Annotated in this window: 19 protein-coding genes and 1 riboswitch; of the genes, 4 read left to right on the top strand and 15 right to left on the bottom strand. The window is 54.3% G+C overall.

Features of this window, described 5'->3' with window-relative positions; all coding sequences use genetic code 11:
• Nucleotides 1-11 precede the first annotated feature (11 nt).
• Nucleotides 12-635: a thiamine phosphate synthase gene (locus MKZ07_RS00830; protein ID WP_036695844.1), complete on the bottom strand. Its 624-nt coding sequence runs from the start codon at nt 633-635 to the stop codon at nt 12-14.
• 128 nt (nt 636-763) lie between these two features.
• Nucleotides 764-866: riboswitch (TPP riboswitch) on the bottom strand.
• A gap of 154 nt (nt 867-1020) precedes the next feature.
• Nucleotides 1021-1893, bottom strand: a complete 873-nt coding sequence (locus MKZ07_RS00825; RefSeq protein ID WP_036695842.1) for an SDR family oxidoreductase — start codon at nt 1891-1893, stop codon at nt 1021-1023.
• Between the two features lie 291 nt (nt 1894-2184).
• Here MKZ07_RS00825 and MKZ07_RS00820 point away from each other — a divergent pair, with 291 nt between their 5' ends.
• Both MKZ07_RS00820 and MKZ07_RS00815 read left to right on the top strand, forming a co-directional pair.
• Nucleotides 2185-3348 carry an amidohydrolase family protein gene (locus MKZ07_RS00820; protein ID WP_036695839.1) on the top strand — a complete coding sequence of 388 codons (1164 nt, stop codon included), beginning with the start codon at nt 2185-2187 and terminating at the stop codon, nt 3346-3348.
• Nucleotides 3349-3363: 15 nt separating this feature from the next.
• Nucleotides 3364-3891 (top strand): GNAT family N-acetyltransferase, encoded by a 528-nt coding sequence (locus MKZ07_RS00815; RefSeq protein ID WP_036695838.1) that lies wholly within the window; start codon nt 3364-3366, stop codon nt 3889-3891.
• Between the two features lie 78 nt (nt 3892-3969).
• Here MKZ07_RS00815 and MKZ07_RS00810 read toward each other — a convergent pair whose 3' ends face one another.
• The 4 genes from MKZ07_RS00810 to citZ all read right to left on the bottom strand — a co-directional run bounded on the left by MKZ07_RS00810 (nt 3970) and on the right by citZ (nt 8493).
• Nucleotides 3970-5220 carry an S-layer homology domain-containing protein gene (locus MKZ07_RS00810; RefSeq protein WP_036695836.1) on the bottom strand — a complete coding sequence of 417 codons (1251 nt, stop codon included), beginning with the start codon at nt 5218-5220 and terminating at the stop codon, nt 3970-3972.
• A 96-nt stretch (nt 5221-5316) separates the two neighbouring features.
• Nucleotides 5317-5742, bottom strand: coding sequence for a hypothetical protein (locus MKZ07_RS00805; RefSeq protein WP_036695834.1), 426 nt, complete (start codon nt 5740-5742; stop codon nt 5317-5319).
• A 240-nt stretch (nt 5743-5982) separates the two neighbouring features.
• Complete coding sequence (icd, locus tag MKZ07_RS00800) at nt 5983-7278, bottom strand: NADP-dependent isocitrate dehydrogenase (protein WP_036695832.1); 1296 nt, start codon at nt 7276-7278, stop codon at nt 5983-5985.
• A gap of 102 nt (nt 7279-7380) precedes the next feature.
• Nucleotides 7381-8493: a citrate synthase gene (citZ, locus tag MKZ07_RS00795; protein WP_036695829.1), complete on the bottom strand. Its 1113-nt coding sequence runs from the start codon at nt 8491-8493 to the stop codon at nt 7381-7383.
• 389 nt (nt 8494-8882) lie between these two features.
• Between citZ and ytvI the strand changes: the two genes are divergently transcribed.
• A complete protein-coding gene (gene ytvI / locus MKZ07_RS00790; RefSeq protein WP_341027857.1) occupies nt 8883-9998 on the top strand; it encodes a sporulation integral membrane protein YtvI in 1116 nt (371 codons plus the stop codon).
• Nucleotides 9999-10719: 721 nt separating this feature from the next.
• Here ytvI and MKZ07_RS00785 read toward each other — a convergent pair.
• The 3 genes from MKZ07_RS00785 to MKZ07_RS00775 are packed head-to-tail and all read right to left on the bottom strand — an operon-like array spanning nt 10720 to nt 12857.
• Nucleotides 10720-11118: an FxsA family protein gene (locus MKZ07_RS00785; protein ID WP_036695825.1), complete on the bottom strand. Its 399-nt coding sequence runs from the start codon at nt 11116-11118 to the stop codon at nt 10720-10722.
• A 29-nt stretch (nt 11119-11147) separates the two neighbouring features.
• Nucleotides 11148-11627, bottom strand: coding sequence for an acyl-CoA thioesterase (locus MKZ07_RS00780; protein WP_341024009.1), 480 nt, complete (start codon nt 11625-11627; stop codon nt 11148-11150).
• 48 nt (nt 11628-11675) lie between these two features.
• Nucleotides 11676-12857 carry an MFS transporter gene (locus MKZ07_RS00775; RefSeq protein ID WP_036700689.1) on the bottom strand — a complete coding sequence of 394 codons (1182 nt, stop codon included), beginning with the start codon at nt 12855-12857 and terminating at the stop codon, nt 11676-11678.
• A 102-nt stretch (nt 12858-12959) separates the two neighbouring features.
• On the opposite strand from MKZ07_RS00775, the gene MKZ07_RS00770 reads away from it, so the two are divergent.
• A complete protein-coding gene (locus MKZ07_RS00770) occupies nt 12960-13703 on the top strand; it encodes a G1 family glutamic endopeptidase (RefSeq protein ID WP_036700666.1) in 744 nt (247 codons plus the stop codon).
• A 171-nt stretch (nt 13704-13874) separates the two neighbouring features.
• Here the strand turns inward: MKZ07_RS00770 and pyk are convergent, their stop codons facing one another.
• From pyk to MKZ07_RS00740, 6 genes are all read right to left on the bottom strand, one after another.
• The gene (gene pyk, locus MKZ07_RS00765; RefSeq protein WP_036700667.1) at nt 13875-15299 is read right to left on the bottom strand and encodes a pyruvate kinase; all 1425 of its coding nucleotides are present in this window, start codon (nt 15297-15299) and stop codon (nt 13875-13877) included.
• Between the two features lie 375 nt (nt 15300-15674).
• Nucleotides 15675-16676, bottom strand: coding sequence for an acetyl-CoA carboxylase carboxyltransferase subunit alpha (locus MKZ07_RS00760; RefSeq protein WP_036700669.1), 1002 nt, complete (start codon nt 16674-16676; stop codon nt 15675-15677).
• Nucleotide 16677: 1 nt separating this feature from the next.
• Nucleotides 16678-17571, bottom strand: a complete 894-nt coding sequence (gene accD / locus MKZ07_RS00755; RefSeq protein WP_036700682.1) for an acetyl-CoA carboxylase, carboxyltransferase subunit beta — start codon at nt 17569-17571, stop codon at nt 16678-16680.
• Nucleotides 17572-17654: 83 nt separating this feature from the next.
• Nucleotides 17655-17843 carry a hypothetical protein gene (locus tag MKZ07_RS00750; RefSeq protein ID WP_036700684.1) on the bottom strand — a complete coding sequence of 63 codons (189 nt, stop codon included), beginning with the start codon at nt 17841-17843 and terminating at the stop codon, nt 17655-17657.
• A 147-nt stretch (nt 17844-17990) separates the two neighbouring features.
• Nucleotides 17991-18491, bottom strand: coding sequence for a phosphatidylglycerophosphatase A family protein (locus MKZ07_RS00745; RefSeq protein WP_036700686.1), 501 nt, complete (start codon nt 18489-18491; stop codon nt 17991-17993).
• 498 nt (nt 18492-18989) lie between these two features.
• Nucleotides 18990-22748: a DNA polymerase III subunit alpha gene (locus MKZ07_RS00740; RefSeq protein ID WP_076154970.1), complete on the bottom strand. Its 3759-nt coding sequence runs from the start codon at nt 22746-22748 to the stop codon at nt 18990-18992.
• Nucleotides 22749-22856: the final 108 nt, after the last annotated feature.

The following is a 22856-nucleotide window of genomic DNA, read 5'->3' as shown; positions in this document are numbered from 1 at the left end:
CTTGATCCATATCATGCATTACAAGACTGCTCTGCCGCCCTGTGAACCGCTTCCCTGTAGGCCAAGGCCGCTCCCATCGGGTCTGGAGCTCCGCAGATTCCCGACATGACAGCAATGCCAGCCGCCCCTTGGGCCAGCACCGCTCCGGCATTGCCCGGGGTAATCCCTCCGAGCGCAATCAGCGGTATGCGGCACCAGCGGACAGCCTCTGCCAGCTGCTCCAGTCCCCGTGCCTGCTGTCCGGGCTTGCAAGCCGTAGGGAACACATGCCCGTAGAGGCAGAAGTCTGCTCCCTGCCTTCCAGCCTCCGCCGCCACTTCCGGCGAGTGTACCGATCTGCCGATCCGCAGGCCCGGTGCAAGGCCGCGTACTGCGGCTGGCGGAAGGCTATGCCAGGCTAACTGTACACCTCCTGCCCCGGCGGCCAGGGCAACATCGATCCGGTCATTAATGACCAGCTTCGAAGGCGGCACCCCGGCCTGAAGCATCTGCTGCGCTGCCGCCAGCAGTTCCCGGGCGGACATGGCTTTTTCCCGGAGATGGATATAATCCACCATAGAATGCACCGCCACGGCCCATTCAGCCAGCGCTTCAGGCTGCAGCCGCCCGTCCGAGACCGCATGAATCTCGTACAATACCCTTCTCCTCCTGTCTGTTCCAGCTCAATCTACACCACAACACAACACAAAAAAGACCGCTCCCCGTAAAGGAAGCAGTCTGGAATAGAAGCTGGAATACCGGTACTCACCGTGTACCCCGCTGCAATATTCGTTCTCCACTTCCCTACGCTGGTATAAACCAGATCAGGTTCAAAGGGTCCGGACAACTACGCCCGTCTCAGCCTTGCGGCACCCCTAGTGATCGTTCTATGCTATTGTTTGGCCTTGCTTTTTGTATATTAGCATATTATTCCTGTCAGGGCTATACCTGCCTCGTCTCTCGTCTCACAAAAGCCAGCCTCCCGGCTGGCTTCTCCACATTTGCTAAGCAAATAGTGTATTAGTATGGTCACGCTGCTTCTTATCCGTTGACAACCTCGCCGCCGTTCACATGCATCACCTGTCCGCTCACATAGGAGGAATCGTCCGAGGCCAGGTATACATAAGCCGGTGCCAGCTCTTCAGGCTGTCCCGGGCGCTTCATCGGCTGGGTGCCGCCGAACTCACTGACCTTCTTCGCGTCAAAGGTGGACGGAATCAGCGGGGTCCAGATTGGTCCGGGCGCTACCGCATTCACGCGGATGCCCTTATCGGCCAGATTCATCGACAGCGAACGGGTGAAGCTGAGAATCGCTCCCTTGGTGGACGAATAGTCCAGCAGCTGCGGGCTGCCGCGATACGCCGTGATGGAGGTGGTGTTAATGATCGTAGAGCCTTTTGTAAGATGAGGCATGGCTGCTTTGGTCAGATAGAACATGGAGAAAATATTCGTCCGGAACGTACGCTCCAGCTGCTCCGCTGAGATGTCCTCAATATGGTCCTGCGGATGCTGCTCCGCCGCATTGTTGATCAGGATGTCGAGCTTACCGAGTCCTTCAACGGTTTGACGAATCAGGCTTTGACAGAAGCATTCGTCCCCGATGTCCCCGGCGATCAGAATGCATTTTCTGCCCTCTTGTTCCACCTGGCGCTTGGTCTCTTCCGCATCCTCATGCTCGTTCAAATAGGAGATTACCACATCCGCGCCCTCCTTGGCAAAATGAACGGCAACCGCACGCCCGATCCCGCTATCGCCTCCCGTAATGAGCGCGGCCTTGCCCAGCAGCTTGCCTGCTGCCTTGTACGCCGGTGTCTCAAACTCCGGGAGCGGGTTCATCTCACTCTCAATTCCGGGGCGTTGATCCTGTACCTGCGGCGGCAGGGTTTTAACAGGTTGTTTGTTAGTGTCTGGCATAATCCATTCTCCTTTCGCTATCCACAGTAATGTTGATTGATCATGTTAGCATGGCTTAAGGTCTGGTGTTTATGCATCAGGCAGTGTGCCTGCTTGGCTGTACGTTATGTTACTTACCACACCTGGCAGCCGCCCAAACAGCCAATCTTCATTCACCGGCACCTATAGCGGAACGATAGTCCGGTAAGCAACGAACGTTTCCAAAAAGAATATTATCTATATCCGCCAGGGGGAATGTCCTATACTTTGTGAGGAACGACAACTACCTTTAACTGAAGGGACGCTACTATCATGGGGAATGAGCGCATCTTGCTGACGAACGGAACTGTAATCGATGGAACCGGACGGCCGCCGCTGCATCATACAAGCATTGAGATTGTTAATGGCCGCTTCGGCACCATAACACAACATAGTAATATTCACGGGAGAACCGGGTATGACTCCGCAACAACAGTGATCGACCTAGAGGGTCTGTTCATTGTGCCGGGGTTTATTCACACCCATGCCCATACCAGCTTCAAGTACATACAGAATAAGCCGCTGCACGGATATCATACGGAATATTTGGCCGCGTGCCTTGCAGAAGGAATGACTACGATCCGCGATGAAGGAATGACTACGGCAGCATCGATTGACGATGTAGTCACTCAGACGCAGCAATTGGAGAGCGGTGCTTTTCCCAGAATTCTTACATCCGGCAAGGTATTCACTGCTCCAGGCGGTTACGGTGGTCAGGAGCCTATCGGGGTAGGGAGTGCGGATGAGGCGCGGCTTAAGGTCCGTGAAGTCTTGGGACAAGGAATACATTTCATCAAAACAGCGCTGGAAGACGGCTACGATTCCGCCACCGCCGGACTCCCCCAGCTGAATCAGGAGATTCTCGAAGCGATCTGCCAGGAGGCCCGAAGCATGGGCGCTTACGTATCTGCTCATGTTACAAGTGCACGCAATCTTCAGATTCTGGTGGATGCAGGGATCAGTGATGCTGCGCATATGGTCTACGACCGGCTGGACGATCAACTGATCCGGCAAATGGTGAGCGTGAGCATCCGTATCGTCCCCACGCTCACCGTACTCCAGATGTTCCAGGACAAATTCGGTGCGCCGCTGCTGGAGCAAGGGCTGGATAATGTCCGGAGATTTATTCAGGCAGGCGGGGAGATTGGACTGGGGGATGATTTTATCGAAGAAGCTCCTCCGTGGTACAGAGCCGGTATGCCGTGGAAGGAGATCCAGCTGTTAGGCCAAGCCGGCCTCTCCCCGATGCAGATTATTATGGCCGCCACTTCATCCGGTGCCAAGATCTGTAGGCTGGATCATGAACTCGGTACCATTGAGACAGGCAAGAGGGCCGATCTGTTGGTCGTCGGGGGAGATCCGCTGGCGGATATTAACAACCTGCGTCAGGTCAACTGGGTAATGAAAGACGGCAAGATCGTATCGAAGTCATACTAACAGGAGGTTTACAAAATGAATGCAAGAATCATACTATCTCCTGTCACCCCGGACGATATCGATTTCATCACAGATCTGGAAACTAACAACTCGCTCTGGCCCTTCGAGGATATGATTCCAACCGACAAGGAGGCAGTCCGGAAGACTGTGGAGGAACGAATCCATAGCGATTGGCACAAACAATTCGTGATCCGGCTCGCCTCCCCGGAAGCAACCCCTGTAGGGGAAGTGCATATACACTGGTATGTAAAAGAGCGCGAGAGCTGGGAGCTGGGCTACAGCCTTTTCCCTGAATACCGGGGGCAAGGCTACTGCACTGAAGCAGCGCAGCTGGCCTTGAAGCTTGCTTTTGAAGAATGGAAGGCCCACAGAGTCGTGGCTATGTGCAATGAATACAATACCTCATCCATCCAGGTGCTGGACAGGTTAGGCATGGTCCGCGAAGGCGTATTCCGGGAAGAAATACACTGGAACAACCAGTGGGTCAACCAATACTTTTATGCAATGCTGGACCGGGAGTACCTGGGGCGTAACGGGATATAGATCTATGCAGAGCAGCAATGCTGATCCTAATACTATTCACAACGCCCCTTAGAAGAGAGCAGCCCTTCATTCAGAATTCTATTCATCTTCTTTTACGATTACATCCAGAACCCTGCCTGCTCCCGTAACCTTCGTTGATGTATTCAGAATAGCCTGAGTAACCGTTGTCCCTCCATCCAGCTCCATCTTAAGTCCTGATGCAGAGGCAGCGGTCTTGACCGTGCGTATGGAGCCTTTTTGCAGGTGGAGGTTGGGGCCATCGGCTTCAATGTTCACGTCTCCGAAATTGCCATTAAGTGTCACTACGAGCCCGGCTGCAATGCCGGATGGCAGATCAATATCTGTGAACCCGGCTCCGGTACCCTCCCCCTCCTCCAGAATCACACTAGATTGTACCGACACCGTCTTCACCGATGTTGCACCTTCAGTTACCAGGCGGGCAGTTCCACTCTTCTTCTGCACAATCACTTGGTTCAAGGTTGTGTTCTTGAGCTGCACTGAGGGATCTCCGCTTCCCTGTATGATGACCTTGCCCAACACTTCAACACTGTCCAAGTCCACCTCTCCGTTGCCAATTCCCTCTTCCAAGACCAGGTCTCCAAATATCTTAAGATTCTGCAGCAGCACATCATAGCCGGATACGGTGACATTGTTATAGTATTTGATGGCTCCCGGCTCAAAGCTTCCCAGCCCCTCAGAACGGCTGATATTTACACTCTGCAAGCCGCCGCTTGTGACGTTGTAGTAATCCAGCAGTGCAATCGCTTCGGCCCGGGTCATCGCTTGTTTTGGAGCAAACCGTCCGTCCGGGTATCCCCTCATTCCTCCGGCGTTAATCATAGCAGCGACATCGGCTTGGCTCCAGCCTGCAATCTGATCCTTATCGCTGAACCGGGATAATACCTCCGTGCTCCCCGTCTCATAATACAGCATTCTGCTCACCATAATCGCCGCCTCCTGGCGCAGAACGGGATCGCCCGGACGAATCGTGCCTCCGTAACCCTTGATGATGCCCGCTTCGAGTGCTTTAGAGATTTCTTCGTATGCCCAGTCCGTCTTAGGCAGATCGCTGAAATCAGCCTTCCCCTTGCTCTCCGCCGTTAGCCCGGCCAACCTGTTCATTAACGCGATAAATTCCGCTCTAGTGATCGCCTGATCCGGCCGCACTGACCCGTCCGCGAATCCCGTCAGCCATCCCTTTTCAAGCCAGCGGCTAATCGGCTTCTGCGCCCAGTGTCCTTCATAATCGGTTGCCGCATACATAAGCCCGCCTGAACCCAGCAGCAAGCCCAGACTTAGCCCCACCGTTACTAATTTCCTTCCTATCATTACTGCGCACGCTCCTATGTATGTGATGGAAATAGCCCTGGAGGCAGAAGCCTCCAGAGCTGTTAGCGCCACACTGCCCATCCGGCAGCAGGCTATTTAGATAATTGTGTTGTACACCATGAAAAAGATCATGACGACCAGCGAGACCATCAGCAGCAGACTCATGGTACGGATCTTGGCAGTCTCCGCAGAGACATCACGGTTCTCTCTCATGCCTGCCGCAGCGAGGCGCAAGGGCTTGGTCATAATCCCGCCGAACGCGAACATAGCCAGCAGAAGCACCGTAACAATGATCATCCAAGGTACAGAATACTCGCCCTTAGTCATCATGTAGCCGCCGGTCAGCAGCTGAATCACCAGCCCGTATTGGGCAAAGCGGTTGAATCCGCCGATTGCACTGAGCGTGCCTTCCTTCGCCGGGGAGGACAGCTTAGCCGTCCCGCTTAAGATAAACGGCAGCACCAGATAGAAGCCAAGTGCCAGCGTCCCGATCATATGCAGAAAAAAGAAAACATGACCCATCGTAATCTCCTCCAATTTCAATTTGAGGGGCTCCGGCAAATTGCCGGGGTTAGCCTCCACCATCTGAACCAGGGATGCTGCGGGAGCATAATATGTACTGCCGTTGCCAGCACCTCGCCCGGATTCTCAAGCTGGGGAATGTCAAGCAGCCTAACCTGATGATAGTCTACAGGCGGCTACATAGATATAAGCTACACGGATGTGCAGCTTATATCTGTAGTATTTACCGGCCAGGTCTGCTTACAGATGGTTGATGATCTCGTCAGCAAAAGCAGAGCATTTCAGCTCGGTCGCGCCTTCCATCTGGCGGGCAAAGTCATAGGTAACCGTCTTGTTGTTAATCGCCGTACTCATTCCCTTGTAGATCAGGTCAGCCGCTTCCTGCCAGCCCAGATGCTCAAGCAGCATGACGCCGGAGAGGATAACAGAACCCGGATTCACTACATCCTTGTCTGCATACTTAGGTGCCGTACCGTGTGTAGCTTCAAAAATAGCATGTCCCGTAAGATAGTTAATATTCGCTCCCGGAGCAATACCGATCCCGCCGATCTGGGCAGCCAGTGCGTCGGAGAGATAGTCACCGTTCAGGTTCAGCGTCGCAATGACATCGAAGTCTGTCGGGCGGGTCAATACCTGCTGCAGCGCAATATCCGCAATGGCATCCTTGACGATGACCTTGCCTGCTGCTTCAGCTTCCTTCTGGGCAGCATTCGCAGCTGCTTCACCGTCGCGTTCCTTGATGACATCGTACTGGTTCCAGGTGAAGACCTTGTCGCCGAACTCTTGTTCAGCCACTTCATAGCCCCAGTTCTTAAAGGCGCCTTCAGTGAATTTCATGATGTTGCCTTTGTGTACCAGGGTCACGCTCTTGCGTCCGTGCTTGATCGCATACTCTACTGCTGAACGAACAAGGCGCTTCGAGCCTTCCTCGGATACAGGCTTAATACCGATACCGGATGTTTCCGGGAAGCGGATTTTGTTCACGCCCATTTCCTTCTGCAGGAATTCGATTACCTTCTTGACTTCGGCAGAGCCTTCCTGATATTCGATACCAGCATAGATATCCTCAGTGTTCTCACGGAAAATAACCATATCCACCAGCTCAGGATGCTTCACCGGAGAAGGAACGCCGTCGAAGTAGCGCACCGGGCGCAGACATACATACAGGTCAAGCTCCTGGCGCAGCGCTACGTTCAGGGAGCGGATACCTCCTCCGATTGGAGTGGTCAGCGGGCCTTTGATTGCCACAATGTACTCGCGGATCGCTTCCAGCGTGTCGTTCGGCAGCCATTCACCATATGTATTGAAGGCCTTCTCGCCGGCAAACACTTCGTACCACGCAATTTTCTTCTTACCGCCGTAGGCTTTCTCTACAGCTGCATCCAGCACCCGCTTGGAGGCTTTCCAAATGTCACGGCCTGTCCCGTCACCCTCGATGAATGGAATGATCGGCTGATCCGGAACCAGCAGCTTGCCGTCTTCGATTGTAATTTGTTCGCCTTCTGTGGGCAGATCGTATTGTTCCAGTTTCAACATTGGTAGATATTCCTCCTAAAAGTATGATGTATAAGCATTCATATCATTCATTGTACTAAAGGGGTAGAGCAGCCTGCAAGGGCCGCCCTCCCTGCCGCCCTGTTATCGCTCGTCTACAGGGACGTACTTCATGTCTGACATGCCTGTATATTCCGCACGCGGACGGATGATACGGTTGTCTTCGTACTGCTCCAGAATGTGCGCCGTCCAGCCCGAAGTGCGGCTGATGGCGAAGATAGGGGTGAACAGCTCCCGTTCAATCCCCAGCTGTGTGTAGACTGATGCCGAATAGAAGTCGACGTTCGGCTTCAGCCCCTTTTGGCTGGTGATCAGCTCTTCTACCTTGACAGACATATCATAGAGACTGGTGTCATTCTTCATCGTGCCCAGCTCGCTGGACATCTTCATCAGATGCTTAGCGCGCGGGTCGCCGTTCTTATAGACACGGTGTCCGAAGCCCATAATCTTCTCCTTGCGCTCCAGCTTGCCCTGAATATACGGCTCAACTGCCTCCAGACTGCCGATCTCCTCCAGCATCTTCATGACGGCTTCATTTGCCCCACCATGCAGCGGCCCCTTAAGCGCACCGATCGCCGAGGTCACACCGGAATAGATGTCGGACAAGGTCGCAACCGTTACCCGCCCGGCAAAAGTCGAAGCATTCAGCTCATGGTCAGCATGCAGCACAAGTGCCGTATCCAGCGCCTTGACGGATACCGCATCCGGCTCTTTGCCCCACAGCATATAGAGGAAGTTCTCGGCGATGGTCAGGCCCGCCTTGGGGGCTACCGGCTCCAGGCCTTTGCGGATGCGCGCCAGTGCGGCAACTACGGTCGGAATCTGCGCCTGCAGCTTCAGCGCCTTGGTCTGGTTCGCTTCCTTGCTCATATCATCGGCGGCTTTGTCGTACAGCGCCAGACTCGATACGGCAGAGCGCAAAGCGGCCATGGTGTTGGCTTCCTTGGGATACAGCTTCATTTGAGTGAGCACCTGCTCCGGGATCGCAGCATGAGCGCTGAGCTCGCGCCGCAGAGCTTCAAGCTCCGGCACCGTCGGCAGACTGCCGAACCACAGCAAATAAGCAGTCTCCTCAAATGTGGCATGGTCCGCAAGATCGTCAATATCATAGCCGCGGTAAGTGAGCACTCCATCTACGATAGAGCTGATTGAGGAGGTCGTTGCAACAATGCCTTCAAGTCCTTTAGTAGCTGTCATAGTATCTCTCTCCTTTGCCAACAAGAGTGTATAGTGCCGCTTCAAACCTCATGTAAACATTTACATTTCCAAGTATTTCAACTCTCTCTGAAAAAACTTCAGAACCGGCTCAGAAGATTGCAACTAAATTTCTGCTCTTTAACCTTTAATTATCATACCGGATTTTGACGGTTATGTGAACAACGTGGAAGCTTTGCAGGACATCAAATGATTTTATCGGAGGGATAGAAAAAAACGAACGCAAAATCTGTTTCATGAACCGGCTTCCAGGTTATGGATATGCCCGCCGTCTGAGCTTTTCTACCGCTGCTAGTCTTTTCACACCCCCTATGAATATATATAAGACGAGCCGTTATTTCTGGAATCCGCCAGAGTAGGAGGGACCGAAGATCGATACACTTGTGCTTAAAAGAATGCTGCGCGGCCTCTGGGTCGTGCTTGCCGCCGCCCTGATTCTGCTGGCCGTATATGTACTGCTGCCGCTTCTATACCCCCTGCTGATCGCCTGGCTGCTGGCTTATCTCATGCACCCGCTGGTCCTGATCCTGAAGGGGATGAAGCTCCCCGGCTGGCTCGCCGTATCCCTCTCGCTGCTCTTCTACATCGGAGGCATCGCTCTTGTACTGACCGCACTCATCACAAGGCTGGTCAAAGAGCTGATCGGGCTGCTCCAGACCTTCGATCTTCATACCGATCAATGGCGGGAGCTGCTGCTGTCCCTGAGCCGCAATGCCAGCATTCAGAATATTATTAACCAAATCAACCAGTTTTACCACGACAACCCGGGCTATCATGCCACCATTGACAGCAATATCAACCGGACCACTGAAACAGTCGGTCAAGCTGTGACGCAGATGATTACCGGATTCTTCAATATCATCCTGAAGCTGATCTCCTCACTGCCGAGCCTCGGCACCATTCTGATTGTTATCGTATTAGCCGCCTTCTTCCTCAGCACCGGCTGGGAACGGCATAATGCCAAGCTGACCGCCCTGCTCCCGGCTCCGCTGATGAGACCGGTCTCGGAAATCTGGAAGGATCTGCGCAAGGCGCTGTTCGGCTACATCCGCGCCCAGCTAGTGCTAATCTCCGTAACGGCGGTAATTGTGATCATCGGCCTGCTGCTGCTGGGCGTCAAATCAGCCTTCGCCATCGGCCTGACCATTGGCATCGTCGATCTGATTCCTTATCTGGGCGTCGGTATCGTCATTCTGCCCTGGGCCTTGTATTCGTACATGACCGGGAACATGGCGCTGGCCATCGGACTGCTGGTGCTCTACGGCATCATCCTGATCACCCGCCAGGTGCTGGAACCCAAAGTACTCGCCAGCAGCATCGGCGTCGATCCGCTTGCCATGCTGATCGGCATGTTCGCCGGCCTTCAGCTGATGGGCATCCTCGGGCTGATCCTCGGCCCGGTGCTGCTCGTTATTCTTGATGCGTTCTCCCGCGCCGGCGTATTCCGCGCCCTGCGCAGCTATATCCTCAGCGGCAGGCTGCATTAGGGGGCAGGGTTCGAAACTAATTGAGCATAGCGAATCATTAGCGATAAGTGTAGTCTGTGCAACTAAAAGCAGCGAAACGGAAAGCTTTCCTCTTCTAACTGTAGTTTGTACAACTGTATTTGTCCAAAGGGGCAAAAATCCAGGTATAGAGGCATTTTAATTGTACGAAATACAGCAAAACAGAGATTCGGCGGTATATCCGGCGATTTAATTGTATAGTCTGCAATTAAGCCTACCTCTTACATCCTAATCAGGGCGTGATAAACCCTCAGTAAGCAATTTTTAAAAATAATTTCACACTTTTAAATCTGATGCGCTATTAGTTGGATAAACGTATCTTATTGGGGAGATTTCAGAGCTTTTTGGAGTAGCAGTTGGAAAAACATCACTTAATTTTACGATCATCCGCCCCCTGGGAAAAATTGCAGTCTAATAAGTGTTGTTTTTCCAGCTTATACCTGAGAGTGCCTCTTGCGAACATCAGTAAGTGTACAATATCCAACTGTTTCCGTCCGTTACTGCTCTTCCCGCACCACTCCCTAACGCCAAAAAGGCCTCCAGCCGCAGCACCTGCAACTGAACACCTTCTGACAAACCCGATTACTCCATAGTGCTCCTAAGTAATCTTACCACTGCTTAATACTCCATAGCACTCTTTACTATTCCTTACAAGTCCTTCATACCGCCAGCAACCGCCAGCCTGCTCTAGCTCTCTACCCGACTACCTGCGGTAGAAGGTGAACGTGCCGTTTTTCATCTTCTTCTCGATCCATTTCAGCAGAAAAACCCGGTAGAGCGGCCGGGTCAGCGGAAATACCAGAGTAAAGCCGATCAGATCCGTGACAAATCCAGGCAGAATCAGCAGCAGACCGCCGAAGAAAATACATAAGCCGTCCAGCATGGTCCGTCCGGGCACCCGTCCCTCCTGCATATGTGTTCTGCTGTCCTGCAGTACCTTCTTGCCCTCGAACCGCATCATTAGCAAACCGATGACTGAAGTAGCCAGCATGATCAGCAGTGTCTTGGGCGCTCCAAGAAAACTTGAGACATAGATGAAACCGAATAATTCCACGGCCGGGACTGCAAATAAGGCGGCCCACAGCCATTTGTTCCTGATCATACTGCTCCTCCTTCTTCCTTACATTAACGCTATTCTTTTTCGTTCAGCGCAGCCAGGAGGGCCTGGAACAGCTCAGGCTGTGCCCTGTCGATCCGCACAGGCCTCCATTCCCCGTTCAGCCAGACATGGCTCGTCGAGCCGCTGACCAGAAGCTCGCCAGCGGTCCGCTCCTGCCCTTCCTGACCCGCCGCTATCCGGCGGATTTCGTATTCATACACAACCCTCAGAGCCGAGAAGGTGGTTAACCGCGCATATACGGTAATAAGATCATCATATCGCGCGGGGCTTTTAAATTGCAAATCTGCAGAGGTTACCGGCAGCAGCAGACCGAGGCCCTCCAGCCTCCGGTAGTCGAAGCCCAGCTCACGGAACATCTCCGTGCGGCCGCACTCAAACCAGATCAAATAGTTGGCATGATAGACCACACCCATCTGGTCGGTCTCCTGATAACGTACACGGATGGAGGTACTGTGCCAGCGGCTGGCCCATCCCGGTTGATGCGGATTCATATTCATGCTCCTCTCTATAATACAGCTTATCCGGCAGCCAGCAGTCCGCTAAGCGCCGACACCGCCGGATGCAGACGTAAGCGGCAGCATACGGCGTGAACTTCTGGCGACATAGACCAGCAGAGCCGCGCCCGCAGCCGCACTAATCATGCAGGAGAGGTTCATCAGCCCGACCCCGCCCTGGTTCAGCAGCATCCCGTTCAGCAGATTGCCGAGAATCCCGGCTAACCCGGAGAATACGATGTTAAAGACACTTTGCCCGGTCGCTTGCATCTCCGCTGAGGTAATCTTCGATACATATTCAACCGCCGCGATATAAAAGAACCCGAACGAGAGGCCGTGAAGCACCTGTACGCCGATCATGACGGAAGGGTACGGAAAGGCCACCTGGACGCCCCAGCGCAGTACATAGATTAACGCTCCAAGCAGCAGCGTCCGCTCCATGCCGAGCCTGCGAATAACCCGGGAGGCGAAGAACATGGATGGAACATTGGTAATGGACGCCAGGAACAGAGCGATTCCCGCAGAGCTGGTGGACCCCCCAACCGACTGGAAGGCAATCACGAAATAGGTCCCGAAGGCCGTCATGGTCTGATTGACCAGAAAGCTCCCGCCCAGGAAAGCCAGGAATATACGGTTGCCGAGCAGCTTTTTGATTCCCTGGGAGAAGGATTGGCTCATCATGTGATTCTCCTCCGCCTGCTTGGGAAGGGTGAAGGCAATGACTACAGCGATGCTATTCAGCAGCAGAAACGGCAGCCAGATGGTCGATACAGAGAATTTGGATACATACTGTCCCCCCGTAATGGCCCCTACGGCGGCGCCTATGCTCATCATCATGCGGATGCTTCCGTAAGTGGCTCCAGCCCTGTTCGCAGCCGCTATGGCGTACGAGTCGGCTATAGGCGCCTGTGTAGAGGAGAAGATCGTGGACACGGTATACACCAGCATCAGCACGATGAAATATTCCGAACGGTACAGGACCGCAAGCACCGCCGGAACAGCCACACTCAGAATCAGCACCAGCCGCGCCTGGTTATACCGGTCGGAGACCATTCCCCATAAAGGCTGCACACAGATGGCGATCAGCGTCCCTATAGCCATCAGCACGCCGATCTGGCTGACTTCAAGTCCGTTTGATTTCAGCAGCAGCGAGAGATAGGAGCCGAAGGAGCCCCCGGCCAGTCCCAGAAACAGATAGAACCCGCGCAGCTTTGTTATTTTTTCCATGGGGATTACAAATCCTCTCTCATTCTTTTTAACAGAATACCCAACCTTGATAGCCGCCTTCTGCATTAAATAGAGCACAACCTATTATGAGGCGGTGGACAAGTGGGCCAAGTCAATAGATTATCACGGAGCAAACCCTGTCTGAAGGATAAACTCAATACGGGCAGAGCCGCCAGTTCCGGCTTTGGCTGGACTTCGAGCAACTGGAGCGGTTATGCCATTTCCGGCAAAAAAGGCAGCTACCGGCAGATATCTGCCGACTGGATCGTCCCTTATGTAAAGCCTACGGAAAAAGCTACATTCTCCTCGGCCTGGATCGGCATTGACGGCTTCAAGAACAGCAGCCTGATCCAGACCGGCACCGGTCATGAGTCGGTGAACGGCATAGTCCGGTATTATGCCTGGTGGGAGATTCTCCCCGCCTCCGAGACCGTCATTCCTCTTCCCGTCTCCCCCGGCAACCATATGCGCGCTTCCATTGTCAAGCTGAGTCCCGGCAAATGGTGCATCACCCTGCGCAACCTCAGCAAATGCTGGGTCTTCCGTACCGTACAGCGCTATAACGGACCGCAAAGCTCAGCCGAATGGATCGTCGAAGCGCCGCAGGTGGGGTACGATATCGCCCCGCTGTCCAAGTTATCCACAGTCTGCATCACCTGCTGCCAGGTCAATGGACGTAGCCCTAGACTAAAGGTCTCCGATGGCGGCGTTATGATCCAGAATAAGAGGCTGCTGGCCGTGCCATCCCTCCCGCGCTCTTGCGGAAGCGCCTTTTCGGTCAGACGGATCTATCGTAATAGTCCCCCTGCCGTGTATTCCAGGAATCCTATTTATACATCTCCCTGACATACTATCCTGCTCCAAACACTCAGGTCCAATATATCCATTTGCACCATTGATATCAATCTGTATCTTAACATTCCGGAAAGTTCACTTATCAAAAAAAGAGCAGCGGCAATCAAGCGCCACTGCTCTTATCATTATATCTTATTCGTGCTGCAGAAGCTCTTCCAAATCCTAGTCGGCTGGAATCGTATCTACCTTCACCAGGTTAGTGGAACCGGAACGTCCAAGCGGGATACCTGCAGTGATGACTACAAGATCGCCAGCTTTAACCAGACCGGAAGCTTTACCGCCGTTAAGAGCTGTTTCCAGCAATTCGTCAGTAGAATGAGCTTCAGGACCGAATACAGGAGTTACGCCCCATACCAGCGCCAGTTGACGCATTGTTCTTTCCTGGGTAGTAACAGCAATGATCTGTGATTTAGGACGATATTTGGAAACCACGCGTGCAGTGTGGCCAGTTACAGTCGAAGAAATGATCGCTTTAGCATTCAGATCCAGAGCGGAGATCGCTACGGATTGGCTGATCGCTTCAGTTACAGTAGTTTCTTGAGCAATCTGCTGCTTCATGAAGATCTCACGGTGGTTCAGAGCAGATTCTGCTTTCTCAGCAATACGGGACATAGTCAGTACGGATTCTACCGGATATTTCCCCGCAGCAGTCTCACCGGACAGCATGATTGCATCAGTTCCGTCGAAGATTGCGTTCGCTACGTCACTTGCTTCAGCGCGGGTTGGGCGCGGGTTGCGCTGCATGGAATCCAGCATCTGGGTAGCTGTGATTACCGGTTTGCCGGCGATGTTACATTTCTGAATCATCAGCTTCTGAGCCAAAGGTACATCTTCAGCAGGGATTTCTACACCAAGGTCGCCACGGGCAACCATGAGGCCGTCGGATACTGCCAGGATCTCATCCAGGTTATCGACACCTTCCTGGTTCTCGATCTTGGAGATGATCTGGATGTGGGAAGCATCATGCTTCGCAAGCAGTTCACGGATTTCCAGAACGTCGCTGGCTTTGCGTACGAAAGAAGCGGCAATAAAATCAATGTCCTGTCCGATCCCAAAAATGATATCACTGGTATCTTTTTCCGTAATACCCGGCAGGGAGATGGATACTCCTGGTACGTTAACACCCTTCTTGCTCTTGATCGTACCGCCGTTAACAATACGGGTCTTGATTTCAGTGCCTTGAATGTCGACAACCGTAAGACCGATCAGGCCGTCGTCGATCAGGATCGTCGATCCTACTTGAACATCGTTAGGCAGGTTGTTGTAAGTGATGGAGATACGGTTATGGTCGCCAAGGATCTCTTCCGTAGTCAATGTCAGATACTCATCCTGAACCAGTTCAATCGGTTCTACTTCCAGCTTACCAGTACGAATCTCCGGTCCTTTGGTGTCGAGCAGGATGGCAACAGTCTTGCCAAGTTCCTTGGATGCTTGACGGATCGTGTTGATCCGGGCTCCATGCTCATCAAAATCGCCGTGGGAGAAGTTCAGACGGGCCACATTCATACCAGCCAAAATCAATTTTTTGATATTCTCCAACGATTCACTTGCAGGTCCGATCGTACATACAATTTTACTTTTCCGCATTAGGTTTTCCTCCGTTTTTTCGTTCTCTCTGTCTCGCTTTTTCCAACTACAAAATCTACTATAAGGCTTACTCTCTGTATAGGAACTTTATCACATGTAAAGACATGCACGTTTTATTGCGCCCTTATGAATATTACTGCATGTTGAACACAAAATCAATGTTAGTGCCTGTTTTTGCTGTAAATTAAAGTCGAATAATATAGGATGGCTGATAAAAGAAAAATCATCCCGCAGCAAGCACAGGATGATTATAATGGGAATAATTGTATAATAGGTCTTGTCCCGTCCGCGGGCTGGATTAATCTGGAATATGTTAAAAAGTGCAAACCCGGCGGTACCGGCCATGCCGCTCATTCCCCGGAGAAAAGCTCCCGCTTACTCCACAATCTGCGCTTCATCCTGATCGGAATCCTGCTCCAGCACCGACTCGGAAAACTCACCGATTTTGCGGAATTTCAGATAACGGTCTTCCTTCAGCGCTGCTGCATCCATGCCGGACAGCTCCTGCAGGTGACGCCAGACTGTATCCTTAACCGCCTCCGCTGTAGCTTCGTAATCCCGGTGCGCACCGCCTCTGGGCTCTGCAATAATCTCCTCAATGACTTCCATCTCCAGCAGATCGGTGGCCGTAATCTTCATCGCCTCAGCGGCCTGTTCCGCCTTGGTGGCATCCTTCCACAGAATCGACGCTGCACCGTTAGGGGAGATCGCTGAATAGATTGCATTCTCCAGCATCAGCACGCGGTTGCCCACGGCCATCGCTAAAGCTCCGCCGCTGCCGCCCTCGCCGATAATCACGCAGATGACCGGCACGGCCAGCTGGGACATCTCGAACAAATTGCGGGCAATCGCTTCCGATTGTCCGCGTTCCTCAGCGGTATTACCGGGGTAAGCCCCCTTCGTATCCACAAAGGTGATGATCGGACGGCCGAACTTCTCTGCCTGCTTCATCAGCCTCAGTGACTTGCGGAAGCCTTCCGGATGGGCGCTGCCGAAGAAACGGAGAATATTCTCCTTCGTATCCTTGCCGCGCTGCTGTCCGATAACGGTCACAGGTCTACCATTCAGCTTGGCGATTCCGCCGACTACCGCAAGATCGTCACCGTACAGGCGGTCACCATGCAGCTCGATAAAGTCCGTGAAGATAAGCCCGATCAGATCCAGCGAGGTCGGGCGTACGTGATGCCGGGCCAGATGCATCTTCTGGGCCGGGGATATATTGGAATAGATCTCATTCTCCAGCTCGCTGTAGCGCTCTTCAAGCCGGGCTACCTCATCGCTGAAATCAATGCCCTTCTCTTCACCGAACTGCTTGAGTTCGGCGATTTTTTTGCGCATTTCTACCAGAGGCATTTCAAAAGGCAACTCTCCTGCCAACCTAAAATCCCCCTTTCACATCATGCAGTTCCAGCAGCTTCGTGAGTGTGGAGCGCATTTCCTTACGGTGCACGACCAGATCCAGCTGTCCGTGCTGCAGATTGAACTCTGCCGTCTGGAAATCCTCCGGCAGCTTCTGGCGGATCGTCTGCTCGATGACAATCCGTCCGGCAAAGCCGAATACCGCTCCGGGCTCGGCAATAATAATGTCGCCCAGGCTGGCAAAGCTCGCCGATACCCCGCCGGTAGTCGGATCAGTAATGACAGAAATATACAGGCCGCCTGCTTCACTGAACCGGGCCAGCGCGGCGCTTGTCTTCGCCATCTGCATGAGACTGAGAATGCTCTCCTGCATTCTGGCTCCGCCGGAGGTGGAGAAGATCAGCATCGGCAGTGCCTGCTCTGTCGCTTCTTCCACCGCTCTTGTAATTTTCTCTCCAACCACAGATCCCATGCTGCCGGTGAAGAACTCAAAATTCATCACGGCTACAATAACCGGATGTCCGCCAATGCTGCCCTGGCCGGTGATTACAGCTTCAAGCTGTCCGGTTTTGGACTGCTGTTGCGCAAGCTTCGAGGCATAGCCGGGGAACTTCAGCGGATCAATCGACGCCATCTCGCTGTCGAACTCAATGAACCCTTCCGGATCAAGTATCATTGCAATCCGTTCGGTCGCATTGAGGCGCATATGATAGCCGCAGGAAGGGCATACTTTCAAATTCTTCTCCAGTTCCTTGCTATACTGGATCGTTCCGCATTTGGCGCACTTGCTCATTAGACCTTCGGGAATCTCCCGCTTAGGGCGCTCGCCTTCTGCCGGTCCGCCGCTTCGCTCCAGACGTTCTGAAGGAATAGTCGCGTACTTCCGTTTTTTCTGAAATAAATCTTTGAACAAGGGTCGCACCTCTTCAGCCGTTTATTTGCGTAAATAGCAGCTTGCCGCTGTCATGAATGCTTTGAATCTCTATGCCATACTCTTCAGGGATGCAGAATCAGATTGAGGACCTCCTGCACTTCTTCAAGCTCTCCCGAAGGAACCAGAATCTCAAACTGCTGCTTGGACATATTGATGGGACGGCATTTAATCAGAAATCCTTCTTCCGTAAGCTTCCTCTGGATCATCTCCGCCACTTTGGCGGTCGGCGCTATATAGATTACCGTCCACATGCCCTGCAAGGCCTCCCTAATCTCGAATCCAGCCGTATCCTGAATATAATGAAATTATGATAACACAGTTTTCTTTTTTCCCGCAAGCAAGCCCGGCAGGAAGGACTCAGGCCCGGGAGGCCGGTCGCAGCGCATCAGGAACAGCCGTTATTCGGTCCCGGTCACATGGGGATAGACCTTCGCACCCTCATGCCCGTGGGCGATCCGGGCTGAAGCTGCAGCCGCAATTCCGGCCACAAGATCATCCAGAAATACATGAATGCTCCCTTTATCATCATTCAATTTGCCGATAATTCCAAGCTTTATTTTATCCAGGTAGCCGAAGCTGGTCAGGCCGATCATTCCATACACGCTCGTGATGCCCAGTGCCAGCGTCTCGTCCGCCCCGTAGAGCGATTCATCCGCTTCCATTACCGCCTGAAACGGCTGGGGCAGCAGCTTCTTCTCGGCTAACTCATCCAGCGCAATCCCGGTCATGAGCGTATACTGGACTTCTCTTTTGTTCAGGACCGACTTGACGCTGCTCAGGCACTCCTCCTGCGTTAAGCTGGGATAATAGACCGATTGCAGGATATAGACGATCTCCGCGATCGAGTCCAGTGATACTCCCCGGCGCTCCAGCAGCTCCTCCGCCATTTGATAGGACATGATGTCATTCCCCTTCCGCACGGGACAATGCCCCGCTATGATTTAGCTGAACTTGAGAGTGAAACCTGACAGATTCATAAGTTCACTCTATTGGTTCCCTAATGTATGCGGAAGAGGGGGCAAATGTGCTAAAAAGATCAGTGTATCACAGCGGCTGCCCATAAAAGATGCATTTGTGCAGCATCAAAATTAACTGGTGAGAAACTCTTTAACCAGCCGCCATGCTGAGGGTTTGCCATGCCCCAATTAGGGTGCAATGGGGATGCTTAAGTGCATTCTGTACAACTAAATCATCTGATTTAGCGCCGACTATCCTTTTAGCTGTAATTCATACAATTAAACTGCCTCTATACCCGGGTTCTCACCCATTCGGGCAGATTTAGTTGTACAAACTACAGTTAGAGGAGGAAAGCCATCCTTTTCACGGTTGATAATTGCACATAATACACCTATGTGAATGTTCACTTCGAACAAGCTCCAAGGACAGCTTGGCTGCTCCTATCGGAGACGGACGGTTCCGGCACCCAGCATCTCTTCAATGGCTGCGAACAGCTCCTCCGAGGGCTCGATCCGGTAGCTGTCGCTCAGCGCAAGCACCTTCTGGTTGCGCTCGTAGAACAGCAGCGTCGCTGCGGGTCCCGGATGGGTCTGCAGCAGCGCCTGGAGGCGCGGCAGCAGACCCTTCAGCTCAGCGCCCGGCGTGATCTTGATGAAGACACGCTGGGCGCCGGGCGCTGAGCCTGCGAAGCGCTCAGCGGCTGGGTCCTGCCCCGTGCGCAGCGGGGCAGGGCTGCCCGGCCGCGCGTCTGACGCGGCCTGGGCCTTGGGCGCGGCCTGCGCAGCGGCCGCGGAAGCGCGCGCACCGGGCGGCTGTGCCGCCGGTGTGCGCGTGCCCGGTGCAGCGGCGGCGCCAGCTGCACCGCCGGGCCGGGCGCCGGGGCCACCGGCGCCCGTGCGGGCTGCAGGAGCGGCCGCAGGCGCTCCTGCGGGGGCACCGCGGCCCGCGCCGTAGGCGGGCCGGGACCCGGCGCTGCGGCGCTGCAGCAGGCCGCGCACGCTGTCCGAGGTGAGCGGAGCTACCTCCTCAGCCAGTAGCTTGAAGCCCTCGTCCTCCTGCTGCACCTTGGCGCGCAGGGCCAGCAATGCGCCCTTCTCAATCAGGGCGCGGCTGCGTTTCCACACCTCCGGGAAGAGTACGACCTCGCAGCGCTCGATCTGGTCTTCCCACTCCACAAAAGCCATCGCCTTCCCGGCTTTGGTCGTGATCTCCTTCAGCGACACGACCATACCGGCCGTCACGGTCATACTCTCATCCGCAGCTTCGCCAAGATCCATCAGCTTCTGCATCCCCGGCTCCTCCAGCAGCCCCGCATGGTCATCCAGCGGATGGCCGGAGAGATAGAGCCCGAGCAGCTCACGCTCCAGCTCCAGCTGCTGGGTTCCGCTGAACCTCGGAATATCCGGGTAGCGGATCTCCCAGTTCGGCGTCTCGATCAGGTCATCGAACAGCTGGATCTGCAGCTCATCGCGCTCTTTGCGCCATTTGGCCGCCGCGTCCACCGTCTCATCCAGCATCGCCAGCAGCTGCGCCCGGTGTCCGGGCAGCGCATCGAAGGCGCCGGTCTGCAGCAGCGATTCGATGACCCGCTTGTTGCAGACGCGTAAGTCAACCCGGCGGCAGAAATCGAGCAGGCTGTCGAACGGCCGCTCCTTACGGACCGCCATAATGTTCTCCACAGCCAGCGTGCCGACATTCTTCACCGCAGCCAGCCCGAAGCGGATATGCCCGCGGCCTTCGCCGGGCACCGGAGTGAACAATACCCCGCTCTCGTTGACATCCGGCGGCAGTACGCCAATCCCGGACCGGCGGCATTCCAGGACATATTCCGCCACCTTGCGGTGGGTCCCCATCACGGCGGTGAGCATAGCGGCCATGAACTGCACCGGATAATGCGCCTTGAGATACGCCGTCTGGAAGGCGAGAACACCATAAGCAGCCGCATGGGCGCGCGGAAAGCCGTAGTTGGCGAACTTCACGATCATATCATAGACCGCATGGGCATCCGCTTCCTGGTAGCCCTGCTTCAGACTGCCCTCCACGAAGTGGCTGCGCTCCTGATCCAGTGTCTCCCGCTTCTTCTTGGACACTGCACGGCGGAGCAGGTCTGCTTCGCCAAGCGAGAAGCCGGCCATCAGCGAGGCAATCTGCATGATCTGCTCCTGGTAGACGATAATACCGTAGGTATCGGCCAGAATCGGCTGCAAATCCGCATGCGGATAGACAACCTCGAACTCCCCGTGCTTGCCCCCGATGAATTTCGGGATGAATTCCATCGGACCCGGGCGGTACAGCGCTACCACCGAGACAATATCCTCGAACCCGCTAGGCTTCAGGTCCTTCAGTACCCGCCGTACACCTGCCGATTCCAGCTGGAATACGCCCGTCGTCTCGCCTGCTCCCAGCATCTCATAGGTGAGCGGATCGTGATCCGGAATGATGCGGAAATCAGGCACACTCCCGGTCATCTCCTTCACCCACTTCATGCACCTTTCAATAATCGACAAAGTCCGCAGGCCGAGGAAGTCCATCTTGAGCAGCCCTACGCTCTCCAGATGCTCCATGGAGTACTGGGTAAGCGCCGTACTCTCATTGCCCGCCTGAAGCGGAACAGCATCGGTCAATGGACCCTTGGAGATGACCACGCCAGCCGCATGCGTCGAAGCATGGCGCGGCATGCCCTCCACCTTCATCGCCATGTCGAGCAGGCCTCTGGTCTTCGGGTTCGTCTCATACAGCGCCTTCAGCTCAGTCGAGCTCTCCAGCGCCCGGGTAATATTAATTCCGAGCTGGCCCGGAATTAACTTCGCCGCCTTGTCCACCTCGTTATAAGGCAGATTCAGCGCCCGGCCCACATCACGGACAGCAGCCCTGGCCGCCATCGTACCGAAGGTGATGATCTGCGCCACATGCTCCTTGCCGTACTTGTCCACCACATAGGCAATGACCTCATCGCGGCGTTCGTCGCTGAAGTCGATATCAATATCGGGCATCGTGATCCGCTCAGGGTTCAGAAACCGCTCGAACAGCAGATTATATTTCAGCGGGTCCACATCGGTAATCTTCAGCGTGTATGCGGTGAGACTTCCTGCGGAGGAACCACGGCCCGGACCGGTAACAATGCCGCTGCGGTGACAAAAAGCGATAAAATCCCACACGATCAGGAAGTAATCGCTGAACCCCATACTCTCAATGACTCCCAGCTCGTAGTCGAGCCGCTTCTCAGCCGTCTCCTTCTCCTCTGGCGATTCCCAGAGCGGAGTATCCGCATAGCGCTGCTCCAGCCCGCTGCGGCATAGCTCGCGCAGATAAGCAGCGGCATCCAGCCCTTCCGGCAGAGGCGAGAATTCCGGGAGAATATGATTGCCGAACGTCAGCTCCAGATTGCACGCTTCAGCGATCCGCTGCGTGTTCTCTATCGCCTGCGGCACATGCGGAAACAGCGCAGCCATCTGCTCCCCGCTTTTGAAGAACAACTGGTCTGTCCCGATCTTCAGCCGGTCCTCATCGTCCACAGATTTGCCCGTGCCGATGCAGATCAGCACATCCTGAACCTCGGCATCCTCCTTGTCCATATAGTGGACATCATTAGTCGCTGCCAGCGGAATGCCGAGCTCTTCAGCAAGCGCAATCAGCTGCGGATTCACCCGCTTCTGCTCGGCAATCCCGTGATCCTGCAGCTCCAGATAGAAGTCGCTTCCAAAAACATCCTTATACCGCAGTGCCGCCTTGCGCGCCTCCTCCTCCCGGCCGTGCAGCAGATGCTGCGGTACTTCACCGCCCAGACAGGCACTTAGGCAGATAATGCCCTCGGCATGCGCTGCCAGCGCCTCCATATCGATACGCGGCTTGTAATGCTGGCCCTCCAGATGGCCGATGGAGATCAGCTTCATCAGATTCCGGTAGCCGGTCATATTCTTCGCCAGCAGAATCAGGTGATAGATCGGCTGATCCTTGCGGCTTCCCCGCTCACGGCGCGAGCCTGCGGTTAAATAAGCCTCACAGCCGATAATCGGCTTGATTCCCTGCGCCTGGCAGGCTTTATAGAAAGGGATGGCCCCGTACATCACACCATGATCCGTCAGCGCCAGCGATGTCATGCCGTATTCGCCGGCCCGGCGCACGAGATCTGTAATGCGCGCCGCCCCGTCCAGTAAACTGTATTCGCTGTGCACATGCAAATGCACGAATGGGCTCATATTCCCCACTTCCCTTCAGTTCCAAATCAAAACATAAGATGAAACTATTTTATCATATTAGAGGGGGAACCGCCCATAGAATGGATTAAGAGCATATGGACAGGCAAA

This window comes from Paenibacillus sp. FSL P4-0338, assembly GCF_038002365.1.
Classification (GTDB): domain Bacteria; phylum Bacillota; class Bacilli; order Paenibacillales; family Paenibacillaceae; genus Paenibacillus_AQ.
This window is presented reverse-complemented; position numbering and strand designations above follow the sequence as displayed.

Coding starts and splice junctions, on each gene's coding strand:
- MKZ07_RS00815 (WP_036695838.1), top strand. CDS start 3,364: ATGAATGCAAGAATCATACTATCTCCTGTCACCCCGGACGATATCGAT.
- MKZ07_RS00775 (WP_036700689.1), bottom strand. CDS start 12,857: ATGGAAAAAATAACAAAGCTGCGCGGGTTCTATCTGTTTCTGGGACTG.
- citZ (WP_036695829.1), bottom strand. CDS start 8,493: ATGACAGCTACTAAAGGACTTGAAGGCATTGTTGCAACGACCTCCTCA.
- MKZ07_RS00750 (WP_036700684.1), bottom strand. CDS start 17,843: ATGTGGACGGTAATCTATATAGCGCCGACCGCCAAAGTGGCGGAGATG.
- MKZ07_RS00740 (WP_076154970.1), bottom strand. CDS start 22,748: ATGAGCCCATTCGTGCATTTGCATGTGCACAGCGAATACAGTTTACTG.
- pyk (WP_036700667.1), bottom strand. CDS start 15,299: ATGCGGAAAAGTAAAATTGTATGTACGATCGGACCTGCAAGTGAATCG.
- MKZ07_RS00805 (WP_036695834.1), bottom strand. CDS start 5,742: ATGGGTCATGTTTTCTTTTTTCTGCATATGATCGGGACGCTGGCACTT.
- MKZ07_RS00820 (WP_036695839.1), top strand. CDS start 2,185: ATGGGGAATGAGCGCATCTTGCTGACGAACGGAACTGTAATCGATGGA.
- MKZ07_RS00810 (WP_036695836.1), bottom strand. CDS start 5,220: ATGATAGGAAGGAAATTAGTAACGGTGGGGCTAAGTCTGGGCTTGCTG.
- MKZ07_RS00745 (WP_036700686.1), bottom strand. CDS start 18,491: ATGTCCTATCAAATGGCGGAGGAGCTGCTGGAGCGCCGGGGAGTATCA.
- icd (WP_036695832.1), bottom strand. CDS start 7,278: ATGTTGAAACTGGAACAATACGATCTGCCCACAGAAGGCGAACAAATT.
- MKZ07_RS00780 (WP_341024009.1), bottom strand. CDS start 11,627: ATGAATCCGCATCAACCGGGATGGGCCAGCCGCTGGCACAGTACCTCC.
- MKZ07_RS00825 (WP_036695842.1), bottom strand. CDS start 1,893: ATGCCAGACACTAACAAACAACCTGTTAAAACCCTGCCGCCGCAGGTA.
- MKZ07_RS00785 (WP_036695825.1), bottom strand. CDS start 11,118: ATGATCAGGAACAAATGGCTGTGGGCCGCCTTATTTGCAGTCCCGGCC.